Here is a 14,700-nt window from a genome sequence, read left to right as displayed (position 1 = left end):
CTATTAAACGTCAACAGTTTTAAAAAACTTTTTTCATCTTTTTTATTTACCTCTATTTTCTTCCTATTATATGTCTCCATAAAATAATTTGAAAACATCTGTTGAAACTCACTTAATCCGTTTCTTCATCAGCTAATTTTAGTTAATAAATAAGTTCTTAGCTCTAATTCATCATAAGGAGGAAAGTGAATTCTATCATTTTGAATACAGCACTTGGTTGAAGGGAAAGTAATAAATCAAAAAAGGAAAAGGAGGATTAGGGATTCATTTGAGATGAAAAATTTAATTGGCGGCAAATTCTTCCCTGATCGGCTATATTATAGAGAGGATAATTAGATAGGATGGATGTAATATGAAAAAACAAGTACATGTAGTTGGAGCTATTATCGAAAACGATAAACAGGAAATTTACTGTGCACAACGTAGCCCTCAAATGTCATTACCAAACTATTGGGAGTTTCCAGGTGGAAAGATTGAAAAAGATGAGACACCGCAACAAGCGTTAAAACGTGAAATTTTAGAAGAATTCACTTGTGAAATTGCTGTAGGTGAAAAAGTGGAAGATACAACATATGATTACGGTACGTTTATCGTTCGTCTTGAAACATATATGGCGAAAATTGTGAATGGAATACCAGTTGCTTTAGAGCACTCTAATACGAAGTGGGTAAAACGTACATCACTCAATGAACTAGACTTTGCCCCAGCAGATATTCCCGCAGTTGAAAAATTATTGAAATAATTAAAGGTGGTGCTTTTATGGAACAGTTAATAAAAAAACTTGAAGCCTCTTTACATAAAGGTTTTATCAATCAATCAAAGGCCGCCTCATCACAATTTAAACCGAAATTATTATCCAATAAAGCACATGAAAATGTCCTTTCATCACTTTTACAAGAAATGAAAACATGTAAAACATTCACCTTTTCTGTGGCATTTATTACTGAAGGCGGATTGGCGACAATCAAAACAATGCTATATGACCTTGAGAGAAAAGGCATTCGCGGACGCATTTTGACCTCTACATTTTTAAGCTTTAACCAACCAAAAATGTTTAGAGAGCTACTCAAATTAACGAATGTAGAAGTTCGCGTTACTGATGTAAAAGGCTTTCATTCAAAAGGCTATATTTTCGAGCATGACCAACATTATTCATTAATAGTTGGGAGCTCTAACTTAACGGATAGTGCATTGAAGGCAAATTTTGAATGGAATGTTTATTTAACATCTCTTGAAAATGGTGAAGTTATTCACCATTTCAAAAATCAATTTGAACAGCAATGGAACAGTGCGATGCCATTAAATGACGAATGGATTGCGCAATATCAAATCAATTATGAGAAGCCAGAATTTAATAATAAAGTAGCCTCTCCTCCTTTATATATAACGAATCCATTAAAAGAAAGTTTAAAAATACAGCCTAATAAAATGCAAACAGCCGCGCTTGAACAGTTAAAGCTCCTTCGTCAAAGTGGTGCAAACCGTGGTCTCATTATTTCAGCAACTGGGACAGGTAAAACCTATTTATCTGCGTTTGACGTTCGAAATGCTGCACCAAAACGTATGCTCTTCATCGTGCACCGCGAACAAATTTTGAAGAAAGCGATGCATGATTTCCGCAATATTTTATTAGGTGACCCTCAAGATTATGGGATTTTATCAGGAAATTCAAAGGATCTAAATGCACGTTATTTATTTGCAACGGTCCAGACTATTTCACGTGACCCTTATTTACAACAGTTTGCTAAAGATCATTTTGACTACATTTTAATTGATGAAGTTCACCGAGCAGGTGCGGAATCGTATTTAAAAATTATGAATTACTTTAAACCCCAATTCCTATTAGGGATGACGGCTACACCGGAACGTACAGATAATTTCAATATCTATGAACTATTTGACTATAATGTGGCGTATGAAATACGTCTTCAAGCAGCATTAGAAGAAGAAATGCTCTGCCCCTTCCACTATTTTGGTGTGACGGATTATGAGCTTGATGGTGAGCTCATCGATGAAACAGCAGATTTACAAAAGTTAGTTCATCGTGAACGAATTGACCATATTATTGAAAAAATTTCTTATTACGGATTTTCTGGGGATCGCGTTCGTGGATTAATGTTTTGCAGTACGAAGGAAGAAGCCCGTACTCTATCCAACCTCCTGACTATGCGCGGATATAAAACGACTGCATTGACCGGAGATCACTCTCAAGAAGAACGCGAAGAAGCCATTGCTAAATTAGAAAATGGTGAGCTGGAATATATTTTAACAGTAGATATTTTTAACGAAGGTATCGATATTCCTTTCATTAACCAAATTGTAATGCTTCGCCAAACACAATCTAGCATCATTTTCATTCAGCAGCTTGGTCGAGGATTACGGAAACATAATGTGAAGGAATATGTAACGATCATTGATTTTATCGGCAACTACAAAAATAACTATTTAATTCCGATTGCCCTATCTGGTGATAAGTCGATGAACAAAGATAATGTTCGCCGCAACACAGTAAACACGGATTATATTCAAGGGGTTTCAACAATTAATTTTGAGGAAATCGCGAAGAAGCAAATTTTTGAAGCGATAAATAACGCTAATTTATCGACATTAAAAATGTTAAAGGATAGCTATTCTGAGCTTAAAAATCGGATTGGACGTATTCCGATGCTTAAGGATTTTATTGAACAAAATTCGTTAGATCCCGAAGTCATTATTAGCTACACTCCTACCTATTATGAGTTTTTATTGAAAATGAAAGAAAATATCTCCTCAATTACCGATTATGAAAAATCTGTCCTCGCATTAATAGGGAAGGACTTTTTATCAGGGAAAAGAATTCATGAAATTTTATTGTTGCAACTTCTTTTAGAAGAAGAATCTATTTCAGAAAAAAGCTATCTTGCAGCATTGCAAGCTCATAATGCTTATATTCATAAAGGGACAATTGAAGGCATTGAAAATGTGTTTTCTTTAAACTTTTTCGTAGAGGCTGACAATAAAAAATTCGGAAATAAACCGTTAATTATTAAATCAAATTCATACTATATGTTTAATGAGGAATTGCAACTTTCACTACGAGACATAAATTTCAAACAATACTTTGTTGATTTACTTGAATGTGCCTTTATTAAAAACAAACAATTTAATAATTACGAGCCATTTAAACTATATGAAAAATACTCACGCCGCGAAGTATGCCGCTTACTAGACTGGGAAAAGAACGAGGAAGGTACATTAAATGGTGGTCGACCGAAAAATGGCGATTTCCCTATTTTCGTAAATTATCATAAAAATGATGAAAACAATCTTGAAACAAATTATATGGATGAATTTTTATCAGAAGATACATTTAAATGGTGCTCAACAAAAAATCGATATATTGATAAATCAAAGGAAATGCAAATTCTTATCCACTCTGTTGAAAATGGGACAAACGTGTACCTGTTTGTAAAAAAAGACAATGGTGAAGGTAAAGATTTCTATTACCTTGGTCGGTGTGCTGTAAATCCAGGCTCTGCAAAGCCCGAAAGAATTTTGGATAAAGGAAAATATTACCCCGTCGTTACAATGGAAATGGTACTCGAACAACCGATCCAATACGATATCTATCACTATTTAGTAGAGGAATAAAATAAAGCAAGGTGCTACCATTTAACTTTTGGCAAACACCTTGCTTTTTTATTAACTATTCATTACCTCTAAATATCTCCCGCTTATGCCACTTAAAATATTTCTTATTCTCTTCTACTCTCGCAACGCGCATTTTCTCATGAATCCCGTATTTCACGTAATCCATCTGGTCAATTTCAGAGGAAATGTGGATTTTCCCGGTTCCATCAAACGCGATATAGCCTTGGTCGTATAACGCATCATGATTATGGCAAAGTAGAATACCGTTATATGGATCAAGTCGCTCGTCATTCGTTGCATCTTTCCATGGTTTTGAATGGCTTGCACGTAATAATCCAGGTAACGAGATGCCACATAATGCACATTCATTGTCCCATAATGGCATCAGTTGCTTTCTAAATTTTTGTTGCCCTTTACGGATTTTCACCTTTGCTTCTGCTTCTGTTTCGATTAAAACAGGCGCTAGCGTATTGCGATCCTTTTGGGCAATGAGACCAATGGCAAATTCCAGCTGCTCTTCATTTTCCTCATAAATATTGGCATCACTCATTAGCTCCAGTAGCTTGATCGCGAGCATTTCATTACATGGATATAAAAATCCTTGGTTGCCGTCACCATTATGTTGAAACGGTGAATATTTTACTGGAAGCAGTGGCTGAATTTCATCAAAATGTTCTTTTATTGAAACCGGAAAATCTAATTCCTCGTATACTGCCGGGAATTTGTACCCAACTACTCCCGAATGATCAAGAGGATTCACACCTTCCCCGCAATCTTCCTGAGCGGTACTAATCGCGACGATTTCCCCTTTCACACAGTGAAAAATTGCATCGCCCTTCTTTACTTCCCTCATCCGCTCCCAAGAATGGGGTGTTTGTCCACTACTATCTAAAATTGAGCACCATACGACCTGCTTTTCCTTCGCCTCATCGTATGTACGCCCTTGCATTACTATATAAAAATTCATACATACACCTTCACTTCTTTGCTTTTTTTAAGTTTACCACTTCTTTTTTCTTACCATAACTAACATGCTTAAAAATAAATTTAACGTTTATATATTCTCTACCCAAGTATCACTCAAGATATAATTTCAATTTTTTCCATTTCACACTATTTCGCCCCTCGAAAAACTCCTAAAAAATGTTATAATCCGAGTAAGAATCATTTTCATTAACTAATACAACCGGTTGCACTCAGTTTTGAGTTGTTTAACAGAAAGGAACTACAATGCTAGCAAGATTTTTTACGTATTATAAGCCGCATAAGCGATTGTTCATTATCGACTTCTCGTGTGCGGTATTTGTGGCCGTTTTGGAATTGCTTTTCCCGATGGCTGTGCAATGGTTTATCGATGATTTGCTCCCGACGAACGATTGGGGCATGATTACAAAAATCAGTGCGCTTCTTTTACTGACGTATATTTTAAGTACAGGCATGAACTATGTCGTGAACTATTTGGGGCATAAACTCGGGGTCAATATCGAAACGGATATGCGCCAGCAGCTGTTCAATCATGTACAGCGCCAGCCGTATACGTTTTTCGATAATATGAAAACAGGTCATTTAATGAGTCGTATAACGAATGACTTATTCGATATCGGGGAGTTTGCACATCATGGTCCGGAAGATTTGTTCATCGCAATGATGACATTTATCGGAGCGTTTACAATTATGTTCAATATTAACGCGACCCTTGCGACAATTATTCTGATTTTCGTTCCGTTTTTAATTGCGGTCATGTATTGGAGCAACAGACGGATGAAAAAAGGCTGGGCCGTTATGTATAGTGAAATCGCGAACGTCAATGGCCGTGTGGAAGACAGCTTCTCCGGTATTCGCGTCGTGAAATCATTTACAAATGAAGAATTCGAAACGAACCGCTTCAAAAACCAAAATGCTCTTTTCCGTAAAGCGAAAATTTACGCGTACAAAGTAATGGCAGGCACACATTCAAGCATTTATATTTTAACTCGTTTACTGACATTACTCGTGCTTGTTGTAGGGGCATGGCTTTCAAACAATGGTGATCTTTCATACGGGGAGTTCGCGAGCTTTATTTTATTCACAAATGTCCTGATCAAGCCAATCGATAAGATCAGTGCATTACTTGAAATGTATCCAAAAGGAATGGCTGGCTTTAAACGCTTCTGCGATCTGCTTGACCAGGAGCCGACGATTGTCGACCGCCCAAATGCAATTGATGTTGACCAATTAAACGGCGATATCGAGTTTAAAAACGTGGACTTCAAATATGCGGACAGCAAGCAAGTGCTGAACAATCTATCGTTCAAGGTGAAAGCAGGAAAAACGGTTGCCTTTGTCGGTCCATCCGGTTCAGGGAAAACGACGATCAGTGCACTGATCCCCCGCTTTTACGATATTACGGACGGTGCGATTACGATTGACGGATATGATATCCGAGATTTAACACAGCATTCGCTCCGCAAGCAAATCGGTACAGTACAGCAAGATGTATTTTTATTTACAGGTACTATTCGTGAAAATATCGAATATGGTAAATTAGGCGCAAGCTTCGAGGACATTAAAGCAGCGGCCGAGCAGGCAAACTTGCTAGAATTTATCGAGAATTTACCAGATGGCTTTGAGACGGAAATCGGTGAGCGTGGTCTGAAATTATCAGGCGGACAAAAACAGCGTCTTGCGATTGCGCGCATGTTCCTGAAAAACCCTCCAATTTTAATTTTGGATGAGGCAACATCTGCCTTAGATACGGCGACTGAGCGGATTATCCAGCAGTCGTTGAATGATTTGGCGAAAAACCGGACGACATTGATCATTGCGCACCGTTTAGCGACCATTCGCGATGCGGACTATATTTTCGTTGTTACACCAAATGGCATTGAAGAGCAAGGGACATATGAAGAGCTTGTCGCAAAAGGCGGTATCTTTGCAGGGCTCCATCATGCATAAAGATTAGTATTAAGATGAGGTGGATGATTGCGGTCATTCACCTTTTTTTCACCATAATGAAGGGGGTTTTTTGATGAATATTCCAGTTATTGACTTACATTGTGATGCATTATGGCGCATGCAGCAGGATGGTCACCGGTTTGACGATGGCCTTCTTGATGTAAATGCCGATAAACTTCGCGCAGGAAATGTGATGGCACAGGCGTTTGCGGTTTATGTTTACCCTACTTTAACTTTGGAGGAAAAACGGGCTGCTGCTTTCAAACAGATTGCGCATTTTCAGCAGGAAGTGCTAAGTGAACACGTTGTGCATATTAAGAAATGGACGGATTTTGATAAGCTCCGTCCAGGACAAACTGGCGCTTTTTTAACAATTGAAGGCGTTGACTTTTTCGGTGGCGACATTGATTTTTGGCATCAGTTCCGTGAGCTTGGCGTATTGTCGATCGGGCTTACATGGAATTACTCCAATGAAGCAGCTGACGGCTTACATAGTACATCACAGATTGGCGTTACACCGTTTGGCAAAGAAATCATCAAGCTGAATAACGAGCACAGGCTGTTCACCGATGTTACCCATCTACATGAACGAAGCTTTTGGGATGTCATCGAGCATGCCGATTATGTAATTGCTTCTCATTCAAACGCAATGGCTATTTGCAATCATGAGCGCAATTTGAACGATGCACAAATAAGCGCAATGATTGAAAAAAACGCACCGATTCATGTTGTGTATTATCCTGAATTTATAAACGGCACAAACAGAGCGAGCATGACGGACTTGATTCGTCATATTGACTATATTTGCTCACTTGGCGGGAAGCATTTGATTGGCCTTGGCTCAGATTTTGACGGTATTGATGTGAAAATCCCCCATCTCGAACATGCCGGGATGCATCAAAATCTCATTAATGAGCTGTTAAAGCATTATAGTGAACAGGAAGTACGCGGGTTTGCAGCTGCGAATTTTTTGAAGCATTTGCCGAAGTAGTGTGTAGTATCGGGTCCTCTATCATTTCATGCTATACTAAAGAAACTTATGAATGAGAGGACGTTTTACTATGAACGGCAAAAATCGAAGCGATGTCTATCCTGGCTTGGAAGTTGATATCGTACTAAAAAAAGACCAGCGTACAGGCAAAACAACACGCGGTATCGTAAAGGATTTACTGACAAACAGCAGCTCCCATCCCCACGGCATTAAAGTGCGGTTGGCTGATGGACAAATTGGACGTGTGTGTCAGACTTATCCGAAGTAAGTTTTTAGCTTTCCTCGCCCTAGTGACATAGGTGAGGATTATGAAGTGTAAGTTGAGGATTATTTGGAACTCATTGAGGATTATGTTATTGCAAATGAGGATTAAATTGTTAAATTAAAAATTACTCCACTACTTACATTCGTAAGTAGTGGAGTTTTTTCACCAGTTATCCCCCATTAGCATTGGGAAACCATTAAGATATTCCCATCCGGGTCTTTGAAATTAAAATAGTGGTTATGTTCAATTTCTGTAATCAATTCAATGCCTTTGTTCCTCATAAAGTGAAATGCCTGTTCGATGTTTTTCGTATTTAAGTGGAACGCTGGAGTTTTAAATACCCTGTCTACTGAATAAATTTTGCTATCTAACACAATTCCTGTACCTTCCATTGGTAGAACATAAAGATGACCGAACTGAATTTCTCCATCTGCTGTCACCCCTAAAATATCACAATACCAATCGCGTGCGTTTTCAATATTGCTTACCGGGATAAAGACTGTTCCAACTTGTTTTAAGATAGGATTATTCATAAAACACCTGCCTTTTCAATTTTGGGCTCATTAATTATTCGGCATTCTAAATAAAACTCCTTTTATTTTTAGTCTCCTCATTACACTAAATGCCTATAAAATGGAAAATGAGCCCCTATCCTGTTCAAGGATAAGAGCCATTTCAGCATTTCTATATTGCCAATCTATTTATTAAACTAAAGCACACTTAAGGTGAATTAGGTTGGTCTTTGTTTTTTGAAGCAGCATTTGCTGAATTATCGTTTCCCGATTGCTTCTGTTCATTTTTATTTTCTTTAGGTTGCTGTGATGCAGGGCTTTGGTTACCTTTATCGGAATTTCCATTTCCCGGTTCAGGGTGACTTGATTTCCCCTTCTCTCCAGGAGTCTCCTTGGTTTTTTCCTTTTGTTCCCTAATTGGCTTTTCAACAGTTCCGTTCGATTTCTGAACTTTATTTCCGCTTGATTCCTTCGCATTTTCATTCCCGTTAACCTTCTCATTAGCCGGCACTGAAGGGATTGGTTCCTTATTGATAGGAGTCTCCATTTCTCTTTGCTCATTTGCTGGATTGTTTTTTATATCCTCATCAATTTCCGAAGACGGCTTTATTTCCTTCGCCGGATTAACTTGTTGGCTTTCCTTGAATTTATAAACCGACATTTCCTGCATATTGGCCATCGCTCTTTCTTCCGCTGTGCTTTCGCCAATTTTCATAGTCAATTCTTTATTTGCGCTTTGTACATCACGAACTGCATTTCCAACGATTTTTTGTACCTTCTGTTGGTTTTTGCTATTTTCATAGATAATTGTAATATTTACTTGCTCACTGATACCTTTTGCCGTGTATGTCTTCAAAGCTCTGTCCAGCACTTTACTGATTGAGTCACCTATCCAATGATCAGGGCTCTTTTTAGTCTCAACAGATGTACCATTCAAATATCGTAAAACAATGACCTCTCCTAATTCATTAATACCAAGTTCCATTGCCGTGTCTGATTCCAATTGAACGTAGGCCATCACTTCATCACCCATAGGAATTAAAGATGCTACGATAGAAAGAAGAAGGACTGCCGCTATCAAAACTGTTCCAAATAATCGCGGCTTCACTCTTCCACTAAAAAGAGAAGGCGTATTTATTAGATGAAAATCGACTTCATCTCCAATATTCGGCGGTCCACCAATTGGAATTCCACGTAAAAATTCGCCTTTTTCCGTTAGAAATACAGTATATTTTTTTTCTATTTCGAAAACAACACCCCTGTATGTCCGCATCATATAAATTCCCCTTTTATATATTCCTTTATGTACACAAAGTGACTATTAAGCAGTAATACAACTGCGATTATATATTTCCGCTGTCGTTCGATCGTCTTTCTTGAAACCTCCACAGTCGATTCAAGTTCTTTTACCGGCAATTTTTTATTTGCAATAAGGTAATGATAGAATTCAGGTGTTTCTGCGATGATTTGCGCAATATGAATAGCCGTCTTCCTTGAGTCTGTATGTTTTGGAGATGACATGGCCAGCTCTTGAAATGATAGACCATAATTCTTTAAAAGTTTGGTATATTCTATGATTTCTTCACGACGTTCTTCCGCCTGTTGTTCTTTTGAATAGGAGACGATTGACGATCGATCGAATACATACTGTTGGACATCTAAGCCAGTTGTTTTATCTTCATCTTTCAATAAATGAATGACATCGTTTCTCGTTGCTTCTTTTCGAAAATAATCGATAAGCCTCCGCTTTATGATCAAATGTGAAAATGTCGTTAACGATGAATCCTCTGCTGGATTGAATTGTAATACTGCTTCATGAAATCCACTCATCGCAATACTGAATTCGTCATCATGCTCATCAATGGATCGTTTGCATACGAAAGAAGCCGTTTTTTTCATAAACGGAGTAAATTCAATGAGAAGGTCATTCATGACCCTCTCATCCCCATTCTTTGCCTTCAATACAAGCTCATTCAATGATGCATATGATTTTTTATTGAATACTTCTTGCATGAATGACAAAAACATAGATTTCCCTCCGTTCCCATTAGTATCGATTGCCCTGATTTTAATGGGTATAACTTAAATTGAAAAGTAATTTTATATTAAAAATCTGCTTTTCTTTTCATTTTTCCAGTTCTTTTATTATTCTTTATTCGCTTTACTTTCTTCTTTTAAAGCTTCACGCTCTGCTTTTTGAGTTGCTCTCAGCTCTTGTCTTTGTTCTCTTTGTTGTGCATTTAATTGTGCTTGAGGAGCAGGAGCCTTTTCAGTTTTTTCAGCTTTCTCCTGTTTCACTTTAGCAGGCTGTTCTTGTTTTGACGGCACTTCTTGCTTCACTGTTTCTTGTTTTACCTCTGTTTGCTCAGGAACTATTGTTTCCGGTTGTTCAGGAGCTTCCACTTTTGGCTGTTCATTAGTTTCTGACTGTTTATTCTCCCATTTTTCAATGGAACGTTCCATATTCCGTTTAATTGCTGCTTTAGCAGTTGGATTTTGAACCTTTTCATAGGCTTTTCCAAGCGCATCCAGATTTCCAGCTGTATACCCTTCCGGAGCTTCTGGAAGCACATTTTCTTCTACTTCCTTATCTTCTGTCGCTTTATCTTCAGTTACTTTTTCATCTGTTGCCTTTTCTTCTGTTGCTTTGTCTGTTTCAACCTTTTCAACAACTGGCAATTGAACAGTTTCAATTGGCTCTTTCACTAAATCCGAAGTCAATTCATTTTCTTGTTGAGTCATTTCAATAGCTTCATTCTCTTTTTCATCAGCTAACGCATAGCTTGTCCCAGTTACCGCTAACCCTGCAATAAGTAATGCTACACTTGTTTGTTTCCATTTTCGCATTGTCAATCACCTCAATATTTTTTTGCCCCAATTGTGGACATACCAGTTATTCGGATAGCATTTACTTTTTTAGGGGGTCGATAAATAAATTTTTATAACTAACCCTTTACACATATCATTGCCCCCCTTACAAATCTAAACAATATCTCAGAATTTCGTCCTTAACCGCTATCTTCGGTCGAAAATACCTATTTTTCTTTTAGTTACGCTGATATCATTGAAACAATTAGATTACTTTATTACACTAAGTTACGAAAAGTAATCAATTAGGTGTGACCTACATTATTGTAGATCACTTTATTTTACACCTTTAAACTTACTTTTAATAAGTAATTTACAAAAAGTTATCAGGGGGATTTTTTTATGACAAGACAACAATGGGTATCATTATTTGTACGAGTGGTGTTTGGTTTTATGTTCTTTTACCATGGATTTGTTAAGTTTCAAGGAGGCATCGAGAATACAGCAGGTTACTTCGAATCACTTGGTTTAATGAGTGGTCTTGCATTTGTAGTGGCAATTGTTGAATTAGTCGGTGGTTTATTATTAATTCTTGGACTTGGTACTCGTGTAATCGGCGCAGTATTTGCAGTGATTATGATTGGTGCAATCTTCACAGCTAAATTATCACTTGGATTATTTGGTGACGGTACTTACGCTGGATATGAATTAGAGGTTGTTTACGTAGCTCTAGGCATTTATTTCATGTTCGCAGATCGTTCTCCATTATCACTAGATGCTAAATTAATGAACAACGCAGATTAACAGTGAATAGAGAAAAGGAGCAAAAGATGTCCAAAACAAGACTCTCTTGCTCCTTTTTAAGTTCATAAGGATACAAGTACCGTAAAAGCGGTTACGGCTTTTGGACTCATTTTCCCGTTATCTTTGAGTATCCAATGTGTCCCAGAAACTGATATCTGCATTTTCAATTGAACGATCTGCTATTGCTTGAACCGCAGCATCAAGTGTTGTAATCGTTTGTTTGATTAAGTAACCATTACTTTTTTGACCGATAACTGCCGATTCATTAAAGTGATCGGACATTCCGCGCATTTCAAATAGCAGTGTAGCAATATCATATTGAACTGCGGCACCATTACGGCCGATATTCTCACCATTGCCACCATTATATTTAGCTAAATGTCCCCATCCAGTAGAATCAACGGCATTAAATACAACAGCTCCCAATTTTTTCGACTTCTCTAGTACTTCCGGTTTTACTTTATCATTTGTAGGATAAAGCATAGAACCTGATACTAATTTCCCGTCTCGTCTCGCTTGAGTGCCTTGGTGATGCAGGTCAATCATGTAATCAATTTTATACTTTTGTAAAACATTTTTATGAAGAGCCTGAGTTTCCGGGTGCACTTTATCAACATGATCACGATTTAAGTCTGCCCCTACTGCATTGTAGCGTGTTAAATTTCGTCCACCATCAGCGATGTAATCATCAAGAGAAAAATCGACATCTCCCATCGCACCATCTGCATTTAACATTGGCACAATAAGTATATTGACATTATCCAGTACGCCTTTTGTTTTACCTGTTCCAAGATGCTTGATAAATTCTAGTGCACCTTCTGTCGTTAATTGTTCATTACCATGCTGTTGTGTCAAAAATAGGATTGTCGGGTTATTTGGATTTTTAATATATTTAGCCATGTAAATATCTCGTTTTTTTACCGTTTGACCAATCACCTCAAGTTGCATAGCATCTTGTTTCGCATCTTGCTTTTTAAGATAATTAACCATTTCATCGTACGTATATAGGATTGACGTTTGAATCGATTCATTTCCACCATAGTTCGGTCCTTCACCTACAGCATAGGCAGTTAATGAAGCTGGTGTAACAGCTCCCAGTGCCAAAATACTGGTTAAGGATAGTGCTAACGCTTTCTTTTTCATAAGACCCCTCCATTACTTTAATTTTCAAAATTATTAAAATAATAATTCATACTATAAGAATATCCACCAATTCGATAATCGTATATAGAGGGAATCTATCAATTTAATTGCATCAAACATAGAGCATTTGTTTTAATTTACCAATAATGGTGTATATTATTTTACTCACTATTTCGCTGTTCTTTTCAAGTTTTTATAGAGTAAAAGTCACTAAACCCTGTTGTATGGAAATTAAAAATGCGCAAAAAGCTGAGCTGCTTTTTGCGCATGATTTTACAGTTTCACTTCAAACATAGCCTCTGTTTTTTCTTCCACTTCCTCTAATGTCACACCATCCTGAAGCTCCACTAGCTGCATCTTGCCATCTTGAAAATTAAATACCGCCAGTTCAGTAATTAACTGGTGAACAACGCCTTTTCCTGTCAATGGCAATGAGCATTCACGTTTCACTTTCGACTCACCGTATTTGTTCGTATGTTCCATAATGACGATGACCTTTTTCGCGCCGACAACTAAGTCCATCGCTCCGCCCATCCCTTTTACTACCTTTCCTGGAATCATCCAGTTAGCCAGGTCTCCCTCTTCCGACACTTCCATTCCGCCGAGAATAGCTAAATCAATATGCCCGCCACGAATCATCGCAAAGCTTTCCGCGCTATCAAAAAACGTCGCGCCTACTTTTGCTGTGACCGTTTCCTTCCCGGCATTGATCAGGTCGGCATCGACTTCTGTTTCAGTCGGGTATGGCCCTATTCCGAGCAGTCCGTTTTCCGACTGCAGCATTACATTATAATGCTCCGGGATTTCATTTGCGATCAAAGTTGGCATGCCGATGCCTAAATTTACATATGTTCCGTCCTGTATTTCCTTCACCGCGCGTCGGATAATTTTCATGCGTGCATCCATTATGCTTCCTCCCTTACAGTTCGGCGTTCAATGCGTTTTTCAAATGACTCGCTATGGACAATATGCTGCACATAAATGCCCGGCAGATGAATTTCGTCCGGATCCAGTTCGCCTGTTTCGACAAGTTGCTCGACTTCGACAATCGTCACTTTACCCGCTGTCGCACAAAGCGGATTAAAGTTACGCGATGTTTTACGGAACACAAGATTCCCAGAGCGATCGGCTTTCCATGCTTTCACAAGCGCAAAATCTCCTGTAATTGCGCGTTCTAACAAGTATGTTTTGCCGTCGAATTCCTTCGTCTCTTTCCCCTCTGCGATTGGCGTACCAACACCTGTTGCCGTATAAAATCCCGGTATGCCTGCACCACCAGCACGAATGCGTTCCGCCAATGTACCTTGTGGAGTTAATTCCACTTCTAGCTCACCGTTTAAATACTGTTGTTCAAATGTTTTATTTTCCCCTACATAAGAAGCAATGATTTTCTTAATCTGCTTGTCTTGTAACAGAATGCCGAGCCCGAAATCATCGACACCGCAGTTATTGCTGACAACCGTCAGATTTTTTGTTCCTTTATCTTTTACCGCCTGAATTAGATTTTCCGGAATACCGCATAACCCGAAGCCCCCCACTAATAATACAGCTCCATCTTCTATTGCCTGAATCGCCTGTTGTACAGAAGCTACTACTTTGTCCATGTCTTTATC

The 14,700-nt window shown here is 38.2% G+C and carries 14 protein-coding genes; 6 read left to right on the top strand and 8 right to left on the bottom strand.

All coding sequences use genetic code 11. The features are described 5' to 3' along the window. Positions 1 to 352: 352 nt before the first annotated feature. Complete coding sequence (locus tag MHB58_RS02235; protein WP_014824823.1) at positions 353 to 742, top strand: (deoxy)nucleoside triphosphate pyrophosphohydrolase; 390 nt, start codon at positions 353 to 355, stop codon at positions 740 to 742. A gap of 17 nt (positions 743 to 759) precedes the next feature. Further along, a complete protein-coding gene (locus MHB58_RS02230) occupies positions 760 to 3,630 on the top strand; it encodes a DEAD/DEAH box helicase (RefSeq protein WP_340734596.1) in 2,871 nt (956 codons plus the stop codon). 55 nt (positions 3,631 to 3,685) lie between these two features. Here MHB58_RS02230 and MHB58_RS02225 read toward each other — a convergent pair whose 3' ends face one another. After that, entirely contained in the window at positions 3,686 to 4,597 is a 912-nt protein-coding gene (locus MHB58_RS02225; RefSeq protein WP_340734595.1) for an HNH endonuclease, read from the bottom strand. A 263-nt stretch (positions 4,598 to 4,860) separates the two neighbouring features. Between MHB58_RS02225 and MHB58_RS02220 the strand changes: the two genes are divergently transcribed. From MHB58_RS02220 to MHB58_RS02210, 3 genes are all read left to right on the top strand, one after another. After that, entirely contained in the window at positions 4,861 to 6,564 is a 1,704-nt protein-coding gene (locus tag MHB58_RS02220; protein ID WP_340734594.1) for an ABC transporter ATP-binding protein, read from the top strand. Positions 6,565 to 6,637: 73 nt separating this feature from the next. Then, positions 6,638 to 7,555: a dipeptidase gene (locus tag MHB58_RS02215; RefSeq protein ID WP_340734593.1), complete on the top strand. Its 918-nt coding sequence runs from the start codon at positions 6,638 to 6,640 to the stop codon at positions 7,553 to 7,555. A 70-nt stretch (positions 7,556 to 7,625) separates the two neighbouring features. Next, on the top strand, positions 7,626 to 7,823 hold the full coding sequence (locus MHB58_RS02210; protein WP_014824828.1) for a YwbE family protein: 198 nt from the start codon (positions 7,626 to 7,628) through the stop codon (positions 7,821 to 7,823). Positions 7,824 to 7,999: 176 nt separating this feature from the next. On the opposite strand, the gene MHB58_RS02205 is transcribed toward MHB58_RS02210, so the two are convergent. The 4 genes from MHB58_RS02205 to MHB58_RS02190 form a co-directional block, all read right to left on the bottom strand. Continuing rightward, positions 8,000 to 8,353, bottom strand: a complete 354-nt coding sequence (locus MHB58_RS02205; protein ID WP_340734592.1) for a VOC family protein — start codon at positions 8,351 to 8,353, stop codon at positions 8,000 to 8,002. 187 nt (positions 8,354 to 8,540) lie between these two features. Continuing rightward, on the bottom strand, positions 8,541 to 9,605 hold the full coding sequence (locus tag MHB58_RS02200) for an anti-sigma factor domain-containing protein (protein ID WP_340734591.1): 1,065 nt from the start codon (positions 9,603 to 9,605) through the stop codon (positions 8,541 to 8,543). Beyond that, positions 9,605 to 10,360, bottom strand: coding sequence for an RNA polymerase sigma-I factor (gene sigI / locus MHB58_RS02195; protein WP_340734590.1), 756 nt, complete (start codon positions 10,358 to 10,360; stop codon positions 9,605 to 9,607). Before sigI ends, MHB58_RS02200 begins: the two co-directional genes overlap by 1 nt. Before the next feature lie 117 nt (positions 10,361 to 10,477). After that, positions 10,478 to 11,179, bottom strand: a complete 702-nt coding sequence (locus MHB58_RS02190) for a hypothetical protein (protein WP_340734589.1) — start codon at positions 11,177 to 11,179, stop codon at positions 10,478 to 10,480. Positions 11,180 to 11,542: 363 nt separating this feature from the next. Between MHB58_RS02190 and MHB58_RS02185 the strand changes: the two genes are divergently transcribed. Further along, on the top strand, positions 11,543 to 11,944 hold the full coding sequence (locus MHB58_RS02185; protein ID WP_340734588.1) for a DoxX family protein: 402 nt from the start codon (positions 11,543 to 11,545) through the stop codon (positions 11,942 to 11,944). 117 nt (positions 11,945 to 12,061) lie between these two features. Here the strand turns inward: MHB58_RS02185 and MHB58_RS02180 are convergent, their stop codons facing one another. From MHB58_RS02180 to MHB58_RS02170, 3 genes are all read right to left on the bottom strand, one after another. Then, the gene (locus MHB58_RS02180; RefSeq protein WP_008406327.1) at positions 12,062 to 13,087 is read right to left on the bottom strand and encodes a M14 family zinc carboxypeptidase; all 1,026 of its coding nucleotides are present in this window, start codon (positions 13,085 to 13,087) and stop codon (positions 12,062 to 12,064) included. Between the two features lie 273 nt (positions 13,088 to 13,360). Next, entirely contained in the window at positions 13,361 to 13,993 is a 633-nt protein-coding gene (locus MHB58_RS02175) for a 3-oxoacid CoA-transferase subunit B (protein WP_445683143.1), read from the bottom strand. Continuing rightward, positions 13,993 to 14,691 carry a CoA transferase subunit A gene (locus MHB58_RS02170; RefSeq protein ID WP_340734587.1) on the bottom strand — a complete coding sequence of 233 codons (699 nt, stop codon included), beginning with the start codon at positions 14,689 to 14,691 and terminating at the stop codon, positions 13,993 to 13,995. The genes MHB58_RS02175 and MHB58_RS02170 overlap by 1 nt, the downstream gene beginning before the upstream one ends. Positions 14,692 to 14,700: the final 9 nt, after the last annotated feature.

Source organism: Solibacillus sp. FSL K6-1554, from assembly GCF_038005185.1.
GTDB lineage: Bacteria > Bacillota > Bacilli > Bacillales_A > Planococcaceae > Solibacillus > Solibacillus silvestris.
Note: the sequence above shows the minus strand (reverse complement) of the source record. Positions and strands in the feature narration are given on the sequence as shown.